The sequence below is a fragment of the Kitasatospora sp. NPDC050463 genome, from assembly GCF_040655255.1.
Classification (GTDB): Bacteria; Actinomycetota; Actinomycetes; order Streptomycetales; family Streptomycetaceae; genus Kitasatospora.
Genome location: NZ_JBFAJO010000015.1, coordinates 113,046 through 130,073 on the forward strand (window position 1 = coordinate 113,046; position 17,028 = coordinate 130,073).

Annotated in this window: 11 protein-coding genes and 1 tRNA gene; 7 read left to right on the forward strand and 5 right to left on the reverse strand. The window is 74.0% G+C overall.

The window, feature by feature from the left end:
- Positions 1 to 113: 113 nt before the first annotated feature.
- Positions 114 to 764: a helix-turn-helix transcriptional regulator gene (locus AB0J08_RS12465; RefSeq protein ID WP_360631274.1), complete on the reverse strand. Its 651-nt coding sequence runs from the start codon at positions 762 to 764 to the stop codon at positions 114 to 116.
- A 132-nt stretch (positions 765 to 896) separates the two neighbouring features.
- On the opposite strand from AB0J08_RS12465, the gene AB0J08_RS12470 reads away from it, so the two are divergent.
- A complete protein-coding gene (locus AB0J08_RS12470) occupies positions 897 to 2,303 on the forward strand; it encodes an MFS transporter (RefSeq protein WP_360631277.1) in 1,407 nt (468 codons plus the stop codon).
- Positions 2,304 to 2,370: 67 nt separating this feature from the next.
- Here AB0J08_RS12470 and AB0J08_RS12475 read toward each other — a convergent pair.
- Positions 2,371 to 2,439: transfer RNA gene (locus AB0J08_RS12475), tRNA-Glu, on the reverse strand.
- A gap of 597 nt (positions 2,440 to 3,036) precedes the next feature.
- Between AB0J08_RS12475 and AB0J08_RS12480 the strand changes: the two genes are divergently transcribed.
- From AB0J08_RS12480 to AB0J08_RS12500, 5 genes are read left to right on the forward strand one after another with little or no spacing between them, the layout of a single operon-like run.
- Positions 3,037 to 6,003 (forward strand): nitrate- and nitrite sensing domain-containing protein, encoded by a 2,967-nt coding sequence (locus AB0J08_RS12480; RefSeq protein WP_360631349.1) that lies wholly within the window; start codon positions 3,037 to 3,039, stop codon positions 6,001 to 6,003.
- Entirely contained in the window at positions 6,000 to 6,443 is a 444-nt protein-coding gene (locus tag AB0J08_RS12485) for a roadblock/LC7 domain-containing protein (protein WP_360631280.1), read from the forward strand. Before AB0J08_RS12480 ends, AB0J08_RS12485 begins: the two co-directional genes overlap by 4 nt.
- 53 nt (positions 6,444 to 6,496) lie before the next feature.
- Positions 6,497 to 6,865, forward strand: a complete 369-nt coding sequence (locus AB0J08_RS12490) for a DUF742 domain-containing protein (RefSeq protein WP_360631352.1) — start codon at positions 6,497 to 6,499, stop codon at positions 6,863 to 6,865.
- Positions 6,866 to 6,868: 3 nt separating this feature from the next.
- Positions 6,869 to 7,480: an ATP/GTP-binding protein gene (locus AB0J08_RS12495; protein WP_360631283.1), complete on the forward strand. Its 612-nt coding sequence runs from the start codon at positions 6,869 to 6,871 to the stop codon at positions 7,478 to 7,480.
- Between the two features lie 50 nt (positions 7,481 to 7,530).
- Positions 7,531 to 8,676 carry an FAD-dependent monooxygenase gene (locus AB0J08_RS12500; RefSeq protein WP_360631286.1) on the forward strand — a complete coding sequence of 382 codons (1,146 nt, stop codon included), beginning with the start codon at positions 7,531 to 7,533 and terminating at the stop codon, positions 8,674 to 8,676.
- Positions 8,677 to 8,747: 71 nt separating this feature from the next.
- Here AB0J08_RS12500 and AB0J08_RS12505 read toward each other — a convergent pair whose 3' ends face one another.
- On the reverse strand, positions 8,748 to 9,509 hold the full coding sequence (locus tag AB0J08_RS12505; RefSeq protein WP_360631289.1) for a leucyl/phenylalanyl-tRNA--protein transferase: 762 nt from the start codon (positions 9,507 to 9,509) through the stop codon (positions 8,748 to 8,750).
- Between the two features lie 59 nt (positions 9,510 to 9,568).
- Complete coding sequence (locus tag AB0J08_RS12510) at positions 9,569 to 13,066, reverse strand: amino acid adenylation domain-containing protein (protein ID WP_360631292.1); 3,498 nt, start codon at positions 13,064 to 13,066, stop codon at positions 9,569 to 9,571.
- A 242-nt stretch (positions 13,067 to 13,308) separates the two neighbouring features.
- Here AB0J08_RS12510 and AB0J08_RS12515 point away from each other — a divergent pair, with 242 nt between their 5' ends.
- Positions 13,309 to 16,488: an EAL domain-containing protein gene (locus AB0J08_RS12515; RefSeq protein ID WP_360631295.1), complete on the forward strand. Its 3,180-nt coding sequence runs from the start codon at positions 13,309 to 13,311 to the stop codon at positions 16,486 to 16,488.
- A gap of 31 nt (positions 16,489 to 16,519) precedes the next feature.
- Here the strand turns inward: AB0J08_RS12515 and AB0J08_RS12520 are convergent, their stop codons facing one another.
- Positions 16,520 to 16,978, reverse strand: a complete 459-nt coding sequence (locus AB0J08_RS12520; protein WP_360631298.1) for an OsmC family protein — start codon at positions 16,976 to 16,978, stop codon at positions 16,520 to 16,522.
- Between the last annotated feature and the right edge of the window lie 50 nt (positions 16,979 to 17,028).

Below are 17,028 nucleotides of genomic sequence, written 5' to 3' on the forward strand. Positions count from 1 at the left end.
GCGGCGTTCGGCACCCGGACCCGCCCCGCACCCCCCGGGCACCCGGCACCCGGGCCCCGCACACGCCCGACCGTGGGGCGGCGACGCCGACCTGGCGCGGCCGCCCGGCCGTCTTACGGAGCCGTCGCCGACGGGCCGGTGCGGACGACGGCCTGGTCGCCGTGCGGGCCGAACAGGTGCAGGATCTCCACCGCGTGCGCGCCGGTGGGGCCGAACCAGTGCGGCTCGCCGGTGTCGAACTCGGCCACCTCGCCCGGGCGGAGGGTGAACTCGCGGGCGCCGAGGATGAGTCGGAGTTCACCGGCGAGCACGTAGAGCCATTCGTAGCCGCCGTGGGTCACGAGCTTCGGTTCGCGGTGGGCGAGCACCTGCTTGAAGACCTGGACCCGGCCCGGGTACTGCGTCAGGGGCACCAGGACGTTGCCCGGCTCCCTGCGGTGGGGCTTCAGGTGGAGGCGCGGGTCCCCGGTGGCCGGCGCCGCGACCAGCTGGTCCAGGGCGACGCGGTGGGTGCGGGCGAGCGGGATGAGCAGTTCGAGGGTCGGACGCCGTTTGCCCGACTCCAGGCGCGACAGCGTGCTCACCGAGATCCCGGTGGCCGCCGCGAGGGCTTCCAGGGTCAGCCCGCGGTCGCGGCGCAGGGCCCGCAGCCGCGGCCCGATGCCGGCGAGGATCTCCTCGACGTCGGTGTCCGCGGCCACCGGGTCCACCGGGTCCACGGGGTCCGCCGGGTCCACGCCGTCCACGGGGTCGGTGCGGTGCATGGGGGCTCCTCCGGTCCATCCGATCCGTCGGTGGACCGGAGCGGTTTTGCAGTCTTCGCAAAGTTCCTGGGCCGGCGCTGCCACCCGGTCCGAGCATGGGGCCGCAGACGATACCGAACCGAAGGTGGGCCCGTGACCACGACAATCCTGGCTGATCGACCCGCGATGAGCACCCGCCGACGATGGACGGTGCTGGCCGTCTGCGCGCTGAGCATGTTCCTGGTCGGCCTGGACACCACCATCGTCAACGTCAGCCTGCCCGAGATCGGACGCGGGCTGGGCGTGGGCACCAGCGGCCTGGAATGGGTGGTGGACGCCTACACGGTGGTCCTGGCCGGCCTGCTGATCTCCGCCGGCGCCCTCGCGGACCGCTTCGGACGGCGGCGCGTCTTCCAGTGCGGGCTGGTCGTCTTCGGCCTCGCCTCCCTCGCGTGCGCGGTGGCGCCGTCGCTCGGCCTCCTCGTCGCGGCCCGGGCCGCCCAGGGGGTCGGGGCCTCGATGCTGAGTCCGGTGGCCCTGGCGATCGTGGTGAACACGATGCCCGACCCGCGCGAGCGGGCCCGGGCGATCGGCGTCTGGGCGTCCGTCTTCGGCCTCAGCATGGCGGCGGGGCCGGTCACCGGCGGGGCGCTGATCGCGGCGTTCGGCTGGCGTTCGGTGTTCTGGATCAACGCGCCGGTCATCCTCGCCGCCCTGGTTCTGGTCGCGGTGTTCGTGCCGGAGTCGCGCGGGCAGCGCGCCCGACGGCTCGACCTGCCCGGCCAGTTGCTGCTCGTCGTGGCCCTGGGCACCTCGGTCGCCGTCCTGATCGAGGCGCCCCGGATCGGCTGGACCTCGCCGGCGGCGGTGGCCGGCGGCGCCGTGGCGGTGCTGGCGACCGCCGGATTCGGCCGGGTCGAGCTGCGCCGGCCGGAGCCCCTGATGGACCTCGCGCTCTTTCGCCGGGCACCGTTCGCGATGGCGGCCCTGGGCGCCGTGGCCCTGTTCGTCGCGCTGAACGTGAGCCTGCTGCTCAACACGCTCTATCTCCAGCACGCCCGTGGCTGGACGGCGCTCGCGACCGGCGCGGCGACGCTGCCGATGGCGCTCGGGGCCACCGTGTGCGCACCGTGGTCCGGCGCCCTGGTGGGCCGGCTCGGGCCGCGGCGGCCGCTCCTGCTGGCGGGGGCCTTCGTCGCCACCGGCGGTCTCTGCCTGGTGGGTCTGGACCGGGACACCCCTGTCCCACTGCTCCTGGCGGCCTACCTGCTCATCGGCGTCGGCTTCGGCTTCGCCAACGCGCCGATCACCAACACCGCGGTCGGCGGTCTGCCGCCGGCCCGGGCCGGGGTGGCCGGGGCGATCACCTCGACCGCGCGCCAGGTCGGCGCGGCGATCGGCATCGCGGTCGCGGGGGGCCTGGTGGTGGGGGTGGACCCCGACGGTCTGGCCGGTGCCTCGCGGCCCGGCTGGCTGCTCGTGACGGCGTGCGGACTGTTCCTCGTGGCCGTGGCACGGGCCTCGGGCCCGGGGCTCAACGACAAGGGGCGCCAGGGCTAGGACCGCACGGCCCCGGGGCAGAACGACAAGGGCGGGAGTCGATGACGACTCCCGCCCTTGTACACCGAGCGCCGGGCCCGAATCGAACGAACCCTTCCCGCTGAAAGCGGGCGTGCTACCACTGCACCACCGACGCCTGACCGGCCTGGCCCGCGATCACTCCCGCGATCTCGTCCTGCCGACGAGGAAGAAACTACCAACGGATGATCGAAAGACGAAATCGGGGCCACCGCCCGCCCCCTGACACCATGCCCACGCGGGACGGCGCGGGCGGGGCGGCGCGGGCGGGTGCGCCACCGGGGGCCTGGCCGGCCGCCTCGCGGAGCGCGGTCGGGGCGGCCACGGTGCCCCGATCGGGCACCGGCGGACCGGTCGTCCGGGCAGTCGGCGGTGCACGCTCCGCATACGGTCGCACCGCTCGGCGGCGGCTGCGGGAACCCTCGGAGGCCTTTTCCCGAGCGACCCCTTCGTTCACCCATCATCAACTGTTCGATGACGGTGTGTTAAGACCGTGTGGAGATACCATCCAGACAGCGAACGGGTTTTCACTCCTATCACACCGTATGACTAGTATCACTTCGTCAAAAGCTCGTGCCCCGGACGGTTCGACCCCACCAGGCCGGCCGCCAGTCCCAAGGAGTCAGCTCTGCGCGCGCGTGCGAATCGGCGGCCCCCGACGCCGAAGTCCCCCCGCAGGCGCCCGCGCCTGTCCCTGCGGACGGCGCTGCTCGTCCTGGCCGTCGTCCCCAGTCTCGCCCTCGCCGCCCTCTGGGCGGTCACCAGCGGCCAGACCTTCCTCGACTTCCAACGCCAGGCGGCCCAGGGCCTGCTGGCCCAGAAGGCCGGGCAGCCGTCCAACCACGTCTACTACAACCTCCAGGAGGAGCGCCGGCTCAGCGCCGAGGCGCTCGCCCGGCCCGGCAGCGTCACGGACGCGCTGCGCCGCCAGCGCCAGCTCACCGACGACGCGGTGCGCCAGTTCCAGACGCTCTCCGACGAGACCGCCGACAGCGCGCCCGGCGAGGTGCGCACCGCGGTCGCCGAGGCGCGGCAGGCGATGGGCCGGCTGGCCGAGCAGCGGGCGGCGGTCGACCGCGCCGGCGTCGACCAGCAGACGGCCTTCGCGTACTACACCGACCTGATCGCGGTCGACCTGCGACTGTTCACCGCGCTGAGCCACGTCGACAACGGCGAGGTCACCTGGATCTCCAAGACCCTGGTGGACGCCTTCTGGGCCAAGGAGATGCTGGCCCGCGAGGACGCGCTGCTCGCCCGCGGCTGGCCGTCCGGCAAGCTCGGCGCCGGCGACTACCAGCAGGTCCAGCAGGCGATCGGCGCGCAGGAGCACCTCTTCACCGTGCAGGTCGTCCCCTACATCCCGGCCGGCGAGGCCGCGGCCTGGCAGGACCTCATGAACAGCCCGGCCTGGCAGGCCAAGGCCGCCGTGGAGCAGTCGCTGACCAGGGCCACCCCGGCGGACCCGAGCGGCGCCGTCCGGCTCCCGGCCTCCCAGGACCAGTGGCGTCAGGCCCTCGACCAGCTCAATCCGGCGCTGGTGAAGGCGATCGAGACCCGCACCGACGGCATCGTCGAGGTCGGCAAGGGCTCCTTCCTCTCCCTGCTCACCGCCTTCGTGCTGACCACCGTGATCGGCCTGATCGCCGTCGTCGCGGTGATCCTCACCAGCTGGCGGCTGACCCGCTCGCTGCGTCGCCGGATCAAGGAACTGCACACCCAGGCCCAGGAGCTGGAGCGGACCCTGCCCGAGGTCGTGGAGCGCCTCTCGCGGGGCGAGCAGGTCGACGTCGAGGCCGAGAGCCGGGCCATCACCTCCGCCCCGCACGGCAACGGCACCGACGAGCTGGCCCGCCTCGGCCAGGCGCTCAACCTGGCGCGCACCTCCGCGCTGGAGACCTCCGTCCGCCAGGCCGAGCAGCACCGCGGCTTCGAGCGGCTGCTGCAGCGCATCGCCCGCCGCACCCAGCTGCTGATCGGCCAGCAGCTGCGCAAGCTGGACGAGCTGGAGCGCAAGCACGAGGACCCGGAGGTGCTGGAGGGCCTGTTCGACCTCGACCACCTCACCGCCCGGCTGCGCCGCTACGAGGAGAACCTGGTCATCCTGGCCGGCGGCCAGCCGCAGCGGCGCTGGCGCAAGCCCGTCCCGTTGCTGGACGTCCTTCGGGCCGCGCAGAGCGAGGTGCAGGACTACCGGCGGATCATGCTGGACGTCGAGGGTCACCCGTGGCTCTCCGAACGCGCGGTCGGCCCGGTCGCGCACGTGATCGCCGAGCTGATGGAGAACGCGGCGAGCTTCTCCAAGCCGCCGACGCCGGTGGAGGTCCGGGCCGCGATGGTCGGCCGGGGGCTCGCGGTGGAGATCGAGGACCGCGGCCTCGGCATGGACCCGGAGCAGTACGACGCGGCCAACGAGCTGATGAGCCGTCCGCCCCGGATGGACGTGCTGGCCCGGGCGGACGACATCCGCCTCGGCTTCTACGTGGTCTCCCGGCTGGCCGCCAACTCCCATCTGAAGATCGAGTTCCGGCCCTCGGCCTTCGGCGGCACGCGGGTGGTCGTGCTGGTCCCCGACGAGCTGGTCATCGACGGCGACGCCGGGCTGCCGGACGCCACCCCGGTCGAGCCGATCCCACTCGCCCGGCGCACCCGCCCGGCGCCGCCGACCGCCCTCGGCACGGGCCGGGGCCACGGATCGCCGGCGGACCCCGGGGCCACCGTGGCGACGGCCGTCGCGACGGCGCCGGGCCTGCCGGCGATCGAGCCGCCGGAGACCGTCCTGGTCGCCTCGGCCACCGCGCCGGGCCCGGCGGAGGCTTTCGCCCACGTCGAGTACATCCAGCCGCCGGAGCCGGAGCAGCCGGTCGAGCACCGCTCCCCGGTCGAACACGGCTCCCTGGTCGACGGCGCGGCCGGCTACGGCGACGAGGGGTACGGCGCGGACGGCTACGGCAGCGAGGGGTACGGCACCGGCTACGGGACGGACGGGTACGGGACGGAGGCCCACGGCGGCTCGGACGACCCGTCGGCCCCCGCCGACACCGGGTACGACACGCCCGCCGACGGCAGCCCGGCCCACCCGGCCCCGGCCGGCGACGCGCCCGCCCAGGAGGCCGCCGACCCGATCGGCGCGCCGGTTCCGGACGCCCCCGCCTACCCGGACATCGCCTACGCCAAGGTGTCGCCCGCCGAGGCCCCCTACGCCGACGAGCAGTACCGCCCCGCCGACCACTACCGCCTCGCCGAACGGCGCGAGTACGCCTCGACGGTGCCGCTCACCGAGCCGGCCGGCGGGCAGGCGCCGCTGCCGCAGCGGGTCCGCCAGGCCAGCCTGGCCGCCGAGCTGCGCGTCCCGCCGCCACCGGAGGCCGCCGGCGAGCGCGTCAGCGGCGCGCCGGGCATGCCGGGCTCGTTCGGCACGCCGATCGGGTCGGCCAGCGCGTTCCAGCGCCCCGCGCGCCGTTCGGGCGCGGCGATCGGCGCCTTCCAGCGGCAGTCCCGGATGGCCCGTGGCCAGGACTCCGGCGAGGTCCACCTCCCCGGTCACAGCGTCTTCACCGACCGCGGCTCCCGCTCGGCGCCCCCCACCGGACCCGCCGGCACCCCGACTCCCGCGCCGGGCCCGTCCCCCTGGGCCCTCCCCACCGCGGACCCCCGAACCACTAGGACGGATGACCAGTCATGAACCGTACGATCGCCACCCACCAGGACCTGGACTGGCTGCTGGACGGACTCGTCGACTCGGTGGCCGGGACCAGGAACGCCGTGCTGCTCTCCGACGACGGCCTGGTCGTCAGCCACTCCCGCACCATCGAGCGGGCCGACGCCGAGCGGCTGGCCGCCGTCGCGACCGGCCAGCAGAGCCTCGCGCGGGGCGTCGGCCAGCTCTTCGACGGCGGCCCGGTGCACCAGGTGATCGTCGAGCTGTCCGAGGTCTGGCTGTTCATCATCGCCGCCGCGCAGGGCACCCACCTGGCCGTGGTCGCCTCCCAGGAGGTGGACGCCGAGGTGATGTCGGTGGCCATGCACACCCTGGTCCAGCAGGTCGGCCAGAAGCTGAGCACGCCCGTGCGCAGCGACTTCGACGCCTTCGCGGCCAGGAAACCGGGGGTGACGCCCCGGTGATCCCGCACTGGAGCGAGGTGCCCGACGAGGACGAGGAGGACGGTTCCGGCACGATGGTGCGCCCGTACACCATCACCCGCGGCCGCACCGCGCCCGAGCGCGACGACCTCACCCTGATCACGGTGCTGACCACCGTCACGGACGAGGCCCGCACCGTCCTGGCCCGGGGTTCCTCCCGGTCGGGGCCGCGCGGGCTCCAGCCCGAGCACCGGATGATCCTGGACCGCTGCCGGCGTCCGGCCGCCGTCGCCGAGGTGGCGGCCGCCCTGGACCTGCCGGTCTCGGTCACCAAGATCCTCCTGGGCGACCTGATCTCCCAGGGCCTGCTGCTGGCCCGGGCCCCGCTGTCGGTGGCCCGGGCCGGCGGGGGCGTGGACCTCGGCCTGCTGACGGCCGTTCGCGAAGGACTCCGGAGACTCTGAACCATGGCACCGACCGCACCCGTCCCCCTCTCCGCAGCCGGCACCGCCGCCGCGCCCTCCGCCGTGAAGATCCTCATCGCGGGCGGCTTCGGCGTCGGCAAGACCACCCTGGTCGGCTCGGTCAGCGAGGTCGCTCCGCTGCGCACCGAGGAGTACCTGACCCGCGCCAGCGTCGGCGTGGACGACCTGTCCGGCGTGGACAGCAAGGACACCACCACCGTCGCCCTGGACTTCGGCCGGATCACCGTCAGCCCCGACCTGGTGGTCTACCTGTTCGGCACGCCCGGACAGGAGCGCTTCTGGTTCATGTGGAACGACCTGGTGAACGGCGCGCTCGGCGGCGTCGTCATCGCCGACACCCGCCGGCTGGACACCAGCTTCGCCTCGATCGACTTCTTCGAGAGCCGGGGCATCCCGTTCGTGGTGGCGATCAACTGCTTCCACGGGCACAACACCCGGACGCCGGACGAGATCCGGGCCGCCCTCGACCTCGACCCGCAGGTGCCGATGCTGCTCGGCGACGTACGCGACCGCGGCTTCGGGCGCGACCTGCTGCTGGCCCTGGTCGACCACCTGATGGACCTCTCCGCCGCCCGGCCCGCACCCCTCGGCTGAACCCGCCCGCCCCGCCCCCGCCCGCTTCGACCCCTTTGGGAGCCCCCGTCATGACCTCATCCCTGCGCGTATTGATCCACGGCGGCGGCATCGGCGGCCTGACCCTGGCCACCGCCCTCGCCCGGCGCGGCCACCGGGTCGACGTGGCCGAGCTGCGCGACGGCCTGGAGGCGCTCGGCGTCGGCATCATCCAGCCCTCCAACGCCCTGCACGTGATGCGCGAGATCGGCGTGCTGGACGCCTGCCTGGCGGCCGGCTTCGCATGGGAGGTGCTGACCATCTGCGACCCTGCCGGTGCCACCCTCGCCAAGATCCCGCAGCCGCGGATGGGCGACGCCCCGTCCAGCAACGGCATACCGCGCCCCGCCCTGGCCGAGGTGCTGAGCGCCGCCGCCACCGCGGCCGGCGCCACGCTCCGCTTCGGCACCACGATCGCGGACCTCACCGACGACGGCGAGGGCGTCGACGTCGCCCTGACCGATGGTCACCGTGACCGGTACGACCTGGTCGTCGGCTTCGACGGCATCGGCTCGCCACTGCGCCGGCGCCTGTACGGCGAGGCGTACCGGCCCGAGTACACCGGCTTCGCCAACTGGCGGGTGACGCTGCCGCGTTCCCCCGAGGTGCAGGGCGTGGTGATGTCCACCGGGAACCTCAGGGCGAAGGCGCTGCTGACCCCGATCACCGACGACCTGATGTACCTGGGTTCGGTGTTCGCCGAGCCGGAGGACTTCCGCCCGGACCCGGAGCACGCCCACGAGCAGCTGGCCGAGCGGCTGGCCGGCTTCGGCGGCCCGGTCGCCGAGGCGCTGGCGCTCGTCACCGACCCGGCCGCGGTGGTCTACTCGCGGATCTCGCAGGTCAGCGTGGAGGAGCCGTGGCACGTGGGGCGGGTGGTGCTGGCCGGCGACGCCGCGCACGCCAGCACCCCGCACCTGGCGCAGGGCGCGGCGATGGCGGTCGAGGACGCCCTGGTGCTGGCCCAGAGCCTGGACGCCGTCGAGGACCCGGCCGGCGACGTCGCGGCCGCGCTCGCCGCCTGGGAGGAGCGCCGCCGGCCGCGCGCGATGTGGGTGCAGGCGCTGTCGCGGGCCGTCCTGAAGCAGGAGACCGGCACGCCGACCACTCCGGAGGAGGACGAGCTGCTGAAGGTCGGCATCCCGGGTGCCGCCCACGTCCTCGTCCAGCCGTACTGACGGCTGCGGCGTACCGGCGGCTGCGGCGTACCGACGGCCGACCGGCCCCGGCGGCCGCGGCGCCGCGGCCCTCAGCCCAGCCGGGCCGCCGGGAGTGCTCCGGTGGGGAGCGGGCCGACGTCCGCCGGGGCCGCGAGTGCGCTGAGGTACTGCTCGCGCGGGACGGCGGTGGCGCCGAGGGCGCGGACGTGGGGCGTGTCCCACTGGGCGTCCAGCAGGCGGCCGCCGGCCGCGGCGAAGCGGGCGGCGAGGTCGGCGACGGCGACGCGGCCGGCGACGGGGCGCCGGTGGAACATCGAGTCGAGGCTGAGGACGGGGCCGGCGGCGACCCCGAAGACCCCGCCGATCAGCTCCTCGCCCTCCCAGACCTCGGCGCTGTGGGCGGCGCCGCGCTCCCGCAGCTCGATCAGTGCGTCGCTCAACTGTGGCGTGATCCAGGTTGGTTGGCGTCCCTGAGCACAGGCGGCGAGGACATCTGCGAAGGCCCGGTCGGCGCTGGTCCACCAGCGCAGGCCGTTGCGCAGCCGCCGGGCGAACCGGCTCCCGAGGCGCACCCCGTCGGGGGCGATCACCGGGCGGGGGTCGGGCGACCACCAGGCGAGCGCGTAGGGGTCGTCCCCGGCGCCGGGCAGCAGCGCCACCTCCCCCGCCGCCACCGCCTCCTCGAACCGGGCCTCGTTGAAGGCGCTCGCATAGTCGTCGGCGGCGGGCATCGGGAAGAGCCCGCGCCGGTAGGCCGCCAGCAGCACGTCGGCCCCGAGCTCGGCGCCGAACGCCACCGGCCCGTCCCCGGGCGCCCGCCGCAGGTCCAGCCGCTCGAACGCGCCGGACACCCCGCCTGCCCCGACCGCCCTGGACGCCCCGCCCGCCCCGGACGCCGGGCCCGGCCCGCTCACCGGCGGACCACCCCGAGCGGCGGTGCCAGGAAGCCCTCCGCCGTCAACTGGTCCAGGTAGCGGTCGAGTAACGCGTCGTCCACCGCCGGCAGGTCGATCCCGCTGCCCACCAGCGCCTGTTCGGTGTTGGCCCGGTCGAACAACGGGAACGTCGGCCGGAAGTACATCTCGCTGATGGACAGTTCGGTGCCCGGGCTGCGGTCCACGAAGAGCGGGACGAACGGGGTCATCGGGTGGGTGGGGTGCCCGGCGGCGAACCGGACGAGGTCCTCGACCCAGGTCTTGTACGGGAGTTGCTCCACCCGGTGGCCGCGCTCCCGCAGGCGGTCGGCGAGGTCGGCGAGGACGGCCGGGCGCGGCGAGGTCACGTGGTAGACCTCGCCGATCGCGGGGGCGTGCCGGGCGATGTGCGCGACGGCGAGACTGAACCGGTCGGCCGGAACGAAGTCGAGCAGCAGCCGGACGTCCGGGCAACTCCCGCTGTCCGCCATGTACTTGATCAGCGCACAGATCTCGGTGCCGGTGTTCATCACCCCGGTGGCGAGGTCGCCGGTGACGTCGTTCGTCCGCAGCACGGTGACCGGCAGCCCGGCCGCCGCCGCGTTGTGCAGCAGTTGCTCGGCGACCCACTTGCTCTCCACGTAGCCGACCGCCAGCCGCTCCGGGTGGGCCAACGGCGTCCGTTCGGTCACCTCGCCGACGCCGGCCGGGCCGAAGCCGGCGAGCACGGCGAGCGTGGAGAGGTAGTGCACCGGGATGCCGCGCGAGTGCCCGGCCAGCCGGACGATCTCCCGGGTGCCGCCGACGTTGGGGCCGCGCAGCTGGTGGTAGGGGTAGATGAAGTTGACCTGCCCGCCGAGGTGGTGGATCGCGTCCAGGCTCTCGGCGAGCGCCTGGAAGCGGTACTGGGGCAGCCCGAGCAACGGTTCGGCGAGGTCGCCGACCAGCGGGACCACCCGGCTGTCCAGCACGTCGTGCCTCAGGTACCGCTGCTGGGCGGCCCGGATGCGCTCCACCGCGTGCTCCTCGTCGGGGGCGCGGACCAGACAGTGGATGCGGGCCCGGGTGGTGGCCAGCAGGGCGTCGAGGAGGTGGGCGCCGCAGAAGCCGGTGGCGCCGGTGAGCAGGATCTCGGCCGGCTCGGCGCGGGAGGGGGCGGGGCGCCAGGACTGCCGGACGGGGGTGCCGAGTTCGGCCTCGGCCGTCCAGTCGACGGCCGTCTCACCGAAACCGTTGCCGCCGGAGCGGGCCGCCTGGGTGGCGGTCGCGAAGGCGCGCAGGGTGGCGTCGCGCAGCAGGGAGCGGGTGAGGAAGCGGATCCGGGTGACGTCGATGCCGAAAATGATCCGGGCCCGGGCCAGCATCTCCATGGCGAGCAGCGAGTTGCCGCCGAGGGCGAAGAAGTCGTCGGCCGGTCCGACCTCCTCGACGCCGAGCAGCTCGGACCAGAGGTGGGCGACGGCGGACTCTCTCGTGCTCCCGCTGCCGTCGGGGAGCGGGCCCGCGCCGCGGCCGGTGCGGTCGGCGCCGTCGGCCACGTCGGCCCGGGAGTCGGCGCCGCGGGCCTCGACCGCGTGCCGCTCGCCGTCGCCGTCACGCCGCTGGAGCTGCGGCTCGGTGCGCGGCAGCCCGCGCCGGTCGATCTTGCCGGCGGCGGTCAGCGGCATGCTGTCGAGCAGGACGAGGTCGGCCGGGACCATGAAGTCCGGCAGCCGCTCGGCGAGGTACTCGCGGATCTGGGACCGCCGGGCCTGGGCGCCGGAGCCGGTCCGCCCGGCGAGCGTGTAGTAGGCGGTCAGGACGTGCGCGCCGTCGGAGCTGCCGGCGGCCGCGACGCGGGCCTGCCGGACGTCCGGGTGGGAGGCGAGCACCGATTCCACCTCGGCCGGGTCGACCCGGTAGCCGCGGACCTTCACCTGGTCGTCGAAGCGGCCGAGGATCTCCAGCTGACCGTCGGCCCGCCAGCGGCCGGCGTCGCCGGTGCGGTACATCCGCTCGCCGGGGGTGGGCGCGTAGGGATCGGGCAGGAAGGCCTCCGCCGTGAGCCCGGGCGCGCGCCAGTAGCCCCGGGCGAGGCCCGGGCCGCCGAGGTAGATCTCGCCCTTCTCGCCGGGCCGCACCGGGCTGAGCCGGGCGTCCAGCAGGTGCAGCCGCACCCCGGGCAGCGGCTTGCCGATCGGGACGGGGGCCGCGCCGGCCCCGACCCCGCCGGCCGGTGCCAGCACCGCCGGGGTGATCTCGCAGAGCGTGGACGTGACGGCCGCCTCGGTCACCCCGTAGGCGTTGACCAGCCGGACACCGGGCAGCCGCGCCAGACAGTCGCGGCTGTCGTCGGTGTGGACGGTGTCCCCTCCGACCACGACCAGCCGCAGGCCCTCGGGGGCCTGACCGCCCTCGGGGAGCAGCGCGAGCACATGGTGCCAGTAGGCGGGCGTGAGGTCGGCGACGGTCAGCCGAAGCTCCCGCATCCGGTGCACGAGTTCGGTGGGGGCCCAGGTCCGCGCGCCGCCGAGGACGAGCGTCGCGCCGCTCACCAGGGCGGCGAACACCTGCTCCAGCGAGGTGTCGAAGCCAAGCGCGGCGAGTTGGAGCACTCGGTCGCTCGGGGTGAGGCCATAGGCGTGGATCACCCGGTCCAGCGTGAAGACCAGGGAACGGTGGGTGACCGGCACGCCCTTGGGGGTGCCGGTGGTGCCGGAGGTGTAGATCAGGTAGGCGAGGTCGTCCGGCGTGGCCGCGTCCGCCCCCGGGCCGGCCTCCCGCTCCGCACCCACGGGCGCGCTCTCCCCCGCGCCCTCGCCCTCACCCGTCCGGGCGTCGGCGCCGAGCACCGGGACCCCGGCGAAGTACCGCCCGTGCGCCGCGATCACCACCTCGGCCCGGCAGTCCTCGACCAGCTGCGCGAGGCGCCGCTGCGGGTGTGCCGGGTTCAGCGGCAGGAACGCCCCACCGGCCTTGAGCACGCCGAGCCAGGCCGTCACGAGGTCCGCCCCGCGCTCCAGGCAGACCGGCACCACCTGCTCCGGCCCGACGCCCCGGCCCCGCAGCGCGCCGGCCAGCCGGTCGCTGCGCCGGTCGAGGTCGCGGTAGCTCAGCTCACCGTCCTCGGTGAGGAGCGCGATCGCGTCCGGGTCGTGGGCGGCCCGCGCCCGGAACAGCCCGTGCACGGTGTCCGAGAACCCGGCCCGGGCCGGGCCGCGTCCGGCTCCGCCGGGCCCCGGGAGCCCGAGCCCGCCCCAGTGCCACTCGCGTTCGACGTGGGCCCGGCACTGCGCGTGCGACGCCGGCCCGAACACCGTGCGCCAGCCACCCGGCACGGTGAAGTCACCGGGCCAGATCGCGTACTGACCGTCTTCGTTCCGCAGCACGGCGTGACGTCCGGAACTCACATCCGAACGCGCGCCCTGTGCGCTGTCGACTGCATCGTCCACCGGCTTGACCTCGTGCGTTGGCGGCTGAATGCTGGGAGGTGCGACATTTCCGACTATACGCACTCAAGGCCTGTTTCGAACGTCCGGCCGCAAGCCACCGGACGCCCGAGGCCGCTGCCCGGAAAGCTGCGAGCCCCGACCGGAACACCCGGCCGGAACACCCGACCAGGACCCCGAGTTCGGCACGCCGGACACGGATCGGAGCACAACTCAGAGCACAACGCGGACCTGAGTACCGCAGGATCCGCCCTCACCCGAAATCACCGCCGGACCGGCGAAGTGATGTCGCGGAGGAGGTAGCCTCCTTGACACGTCGGCGACAACGCCTGATGGTCTGTTACCTGTCGTGGATGGTGCTGTTCACCTGCATCTACTACAGCAACCCGACCCAGCGGATCATCTGGTGGACCGGCATCGGCCTCGGCGGCGTCGCGGCCATCGTGGTCGGCGTGCGCCTCAACCGCCCGGCGCACCGGCTGTTCTGGTACCTGCTCGCACTCGCCAACCTCAGTTTCACCGCCGGCGAGGTCGTCCAGGTCGTCCAGATGCAGTTCCTGCACCTGGGCAGCCCCTTCCCCTCCGTCGCCGACGGCTTCTACATCGCCGAGTACCTGCTGTACGCGGCCGGCGTGTTGGGATTCATCCGCTGGCGGACGGCCCATCAGGACCGCGCCAGCCTGCTGGACGCCCTCATCCTGACCATGGGCCTGGCCCTGCTCGCCTGGATCTACCTGATCCTCCCGTACGCCCGGAACCCGGACCTCACCTGGTTCCAGAAGGCCGTGTCGATCGCCTACCCGCTGGGTGACGTGGTCGTCCTCGCCCTGCTGCTGCGCCTGCTGGTGCCACGCGGCGGCAGCAGCCGGGCACTCCAGCTGCTCACCGTCGGCACCGTCGGCCTGCTGGTCTCCGACATCCTGTACGGGCTGATCCTGCTGCACGGGAACTGGCACATCGGCACCCCGGTCGACCTCGGCTGGGCGGCCTTCTACACCGCCTGGGGTGCGGCCGCCCTGCACCCCTCGATGGTCGAGCTGACCAAGCCCGTCCCCAGCCAGCAGGTCGACCTCGGCCGGGGCCGGCTCGCCCTGCTCGCCGCGGCCTCGCTGGTCGCGCCGACGATCCTGATCGTCGAATCCGTCAACGGCAACACCAACAACGCCGGGGTGATCGGCGCCTTCTCGGCGCTGCTCTTCCTGCTCGTGCTGGCCCGCCTCGCGATCGTGGTGAGCGCCCGGCGGGAGGCGATAGCCCGCGAACGGGTCCTGCGCGAGGCCGGTGCCTCGCTCACCGCGGCCGTCACCGTCGAGGAGGTCGCCGACGCCGTCCAGGGCGCCGCGTCCACCCTGATGCCCACCGAGGCCGGGCACGTCGCCCTGCTCGCGGTCAGCGAGGCCGGCGTCCTGCACATCCGGCACGCCGAGCGCGGCCCCGCCCAGCACCACCTGCGCGACGGCTCCGAGTCCGACGAGGTGCTCGCCCTCGCGGCCGTCCGCGAGACCCGGTTACTCCCCGTCGAGGACATCGGCACCGATCTCGCCGGCCGCTTCGACGGCATGCCCTGCGCTCTGCTCTGCCCGCTCACCCTGGCCGAGCGCCCCTCCGGCGACCCGCTGATCGGCGCCCTCATCGTCACCGGCACCGAGCAGGAGCTGACCAGCCTCTGGAGCTCGCTGGAGATCCTGGCCGCCCAGGCTGCCCTGGCCGTCGAGCGCGTCATGCTGAGCCAGGAGATCAACCGCCGCAACAGCGAGGCCTACTTCCGCACCCTGGTGCAGAGCGCCAGCGACGTCATCCTGATCCTCAACACCGACGACGGCGTCCGCTACGCCTCCTCCTCCGCCGAGCGCGTCCTCGGCTACCCCGCCCTGGACGGCGTCCTGATCACCGACCTCGTCCCGCCCGAGGACAGCCGCGCCGTCGGCAGCGCGCTGGCCCGGATGCGGGGCCTGGACGGCAGCGGCAGCGGCACCCGCTCCGGCAACGACCGCGAGCCGCAGCGCGAGCACTGGCGCCTGCTGCGCCACGACCGCACACCCATCGAGGCCGAGGTCCGCTGCAACGACCTGCGCGACGATCCGACCGTCGGCGGCCTGGTGCTCACCCTGCGCGACGTCACCGAGCAGCGGCAGATGGAGCGCGAGCTCACCCACCGCGCCTTCCACGACTCCCTCACCGGCCTGGCCAACCGGGTGCTCTTCCAGGACCGGGTCGGCCACGCGCTCTCCCGGGGGGAGCGCAGCGGCGCGGTCACCGGTGTGCTCTTCATCGATCTGGACGACTTCAAGGTGGTCAACGACACCCAGGGCCACGCCGTCGGCGACGAACTGCTGGTGGCCGTCTCACTGCGGGTCTCCACCGCGCTGCGCACCTCCGACACGGCGGCCCGGCTCGGCGGCGACGAGTTCGCCGTGCTGGTGGAGGACGCGGTGCGCCCGGCGGACGTCGGCGCCATCGCCGACAGCGTGCTGGCCACGTTCGCCGAGCCGTTCAAACTGAGTGCGGGCGCTGTCCGGGTGACGGCGAGCGTCGGCGTGGCGACCACGGAGGACAGCGTGGACGCGGCGGAGCTGCTCACCCACGCCGACCTGGCCCTGTACTCCGCGAAGTCGGCCGGCAAGCGCCAGTGGTGCCACTATCAGCCCGCCCTGCAGGCCGGGCTGGTGGAGCGGCACGAGCTGAACGAGAACCTGGACACCGCGATCGCCGAGTCCGCGTTCAAGCTCTACTACCAGCCGATCGTCGATCTGGCGACGGGCGACCTGGTGGCCTTCGAGGCACTGGTCCGCTGGCCGCACGACCGGCGCGGCATGGTCCTCCCCGACGAGTTCATCGCGCTCGCGGAGGAGAGCGGCCAGATCGTGCCGCTCGGCGCCTGGGTCCTGGAACGCGCCGCCCAGGAGGCCGCCGGCTGGCAGCGGCTGAGTGCCGCCCGCCGCCGCGCCGCCGGGCGGCCCCCGCTGCGGGTCAACGTTAACGTCTCGGCCCGGCAGTTCCGGGACGCCGGCTTCGTGGACGTCGTCCGGGGCGCGGTCCGGGCCTCCGGGATCGACCCCAACGGACTGGTGCTGGAGCTGACGGAGTCGGTGCTGATGCGACGCGACGAGCGCGTGCACACCGACATGCGCACGCTCAGCGAACTGGGCGTGGGCATCGCGATCGACGACTTCGGCACCGGCTACTCGTCGCTCTCCTACCTGCGGGAGTTCCCGATCTCGATCCTGAAGATCGACAAGTCCTTCATCGACGGGCTGGGGGCGTCGCAGCAGCAGTACGCGCTGGTCGAGGGCATCACCAGGATCGCGGACACGCTCGGCGTCCAGGTCATCGCCGAGGGCATCGAGAACACCGAACAGCGCGACCTGCTCGCCGCCATGGGGTGTCCCCTCGGGCAGGGCTACCTCTTCGCCCGCCCGCTGACGCCGGACCAGGCCGGCGCCCTGGTCCGGGGCGAATCCGACCTGGCGGGCGTGCGGCGGAAGTGACGGGGGGACGGGGCGACGCCGGCGCGGCGTCTCAGTGCGGCGGCACCTCCGTGGTACTGACCACGACGCCGGCGGTCAGGGTCCGGTGCACCGGGCACTTCTCCGCGATCTCCAGCAGGCGCCCGCGCTGTTCGGCGTCGAGGTCACCGTCCAGCCTGATCTCCCGGGTGATGCGGTCGACGAGCCCGTGCCCGCTCTCGCACTCGGCACAGTCCTTCGCGTGCACCCGCTCGTGCCGCAGCGCGACCGTGACCTTCTCCAGCGGCCAGCCCTTGCGCTCCGCGTACATCCGCACCGTCATCGAGGTACAGCTGCCGAGCGCGGCCAGCAGCAGGTCGTAGGGGTTCGGCCCGCTGTCGGCGCCCACCGGCGCGGGCTCGTCGGCCACCAGCTCGTGGCGGCCGGCCCGGATCTGCTGCCCGTACCGGCCGACGCCGTTCTCGCTCACCACGACGAGGCCGCGCTCGGCCTGCTGCTGTTCCATCGTCATCCCTCTGCTTCTCCTGCGGAAACGATCCTGCCCTGTGACGCCCCGACGCC